We start from the raw sequence: 1439 nt of genomic DNA, 5'->3' as shown, positions 1-1439 counted from the left end.
CTCCACAGCCTGTTTTTGTGTCTGAACCTCTTTTTATGTGTCAACACTGATAAAAAAGAGGAAAAGGAGAGAGTTTTTATGATGGGTGCTTTAAAAAATCATCGTGATGAACGTGTATCTGTTTCTGTAGAAGAGTTGGTTCCACAAGATCATTTCCTTCGTGCGATTGAAGCGACAATTAGTTTTGATTTTATTGAAGAGAAATTACGCCCTTATTACTGTGAAAACAATGGACGTCCGTCAATCCATCCTATCGTTTTATTTAAAATGATGTTTATTGGATATTTTTACGGTATTCGTTCGGAGCGTCAATTGGAAAAAGAGATTAAAACGAATATCGCCTACCGTTGGTTTTTAGGATTTTCTCTATCAGATACTATTCCAGATCATTCTACAATCAGTTGGAATCGCCGTACCCGCTTTATTCATACAAATATTTTCGAAGAAATTTTTGATGAGATCGTGAGGCAAGCGACAGAGCACCAGATGGTGGGAGGACGTGCGCTAATGACAGATTCTACGCACATTAAGGCCAATGCCAATAAAAATAAATTTGTACATAAATATAAAAAAGAAAAAGCAAAGTTTTATATAGATGAGCTAGAAGCTGCGGTAATCGAAGATCGTAAGGTACATGGAAAAAAGAATTAAAACCTAGAGAGGAAAGTGATACCCCTACCAAAAAAACTCGTATAAGTACAACGGATCCAGATAGTGGATTTTTAATGAGAGATGGAAAACCGAACGGTTTTCATTTCTTAGACCATCGTACGACTGATGCGAAGTACAATATTATTACAGATACCTATGTAACGGCTGGAAATATGGCAGATTCCGAGCCATATTTAGCACGCCTCCAAGCTCAAATTGATAAATTCGGGTTCAAAGTAGAAGCTGTAGCTCTTGATGCAGGCTATTTTACGAGCTATATCTGTAAGAAATTATCGGAGAGAAATATATTTATGGTGATGGGGTATCGCCGATTTGGAAAAAGAAATAAAGAAGTACCAAAAAGCCAATTTAAATATGTAGAAGAAATGAATGCATTCGCTTGTCCGATGGGGTGTATTTTAGAGTATGCGACAACGGATCGTGAAGGATATCGTCAATATAAATCGAAGCCAGAAGACTGCGCTGTTTGTCCGCTACGTGAGGTATGTTTTTCAAAGAAACAAAAACAAAAAGTTATCACTCATCATATATGGGAGAAATATAAGGATATCGCTAGAAAAAACAAACTAACAGTTACAGGGAAAAAGTTGTACAAAGTACGCTGTTCAACTATAGAGCGAAGCTTTGCAGACGCCAAAGAACTACATGGCTATCGATATGCTCGATTTCGAGGGCTGAAGTCTGTCCAAATACAGGCTTATCTCACCGCAGCTTGTCAAAACATGAAAAAAATAGCCCTCCATCTGACCAAAAAAGGTCTGGTGGAG

1 protein-coding gene is annotated in these 1439 nt (G+C 37.7%); it reads left to right on the top strand.

Going from position 1 to position 1439, the window contains the following annotated elements; genetic code table 11:
• Positions 1 to 78 precede the first annotated feature (78 nt).
• A protein-coding gene (locus tag OXT04_RS29445; RefSeq protein WP_098570536.1) for an IS1182 family transposase occupies positions 79 to 1439 on the top strand; the annotation gives its coding sequence in 2 pieces (ribosomal slippage) (positions 79 to 640 and positions 640 to 1439; 1362 coding nt annotated over the 2 pieces). This gene is flagged as partial in the annotation.

This window comes from Bacillus sp. GC_Bacil_1, from assembly GCF_026540675.1.
In the GTDB taxonomy this organism is placed as follows: domain Bacteria; phylum Bacillota; class Bacilli; order Bacillales; family Bacillaceae_G; genus Bacillus_A; species Bacillus_A cereus.
The sequence above is the reverse complement of the archived record's forward strand: the minus strand, read 5'-3'. Positions and strand labels throughout refer to the sequence as shown.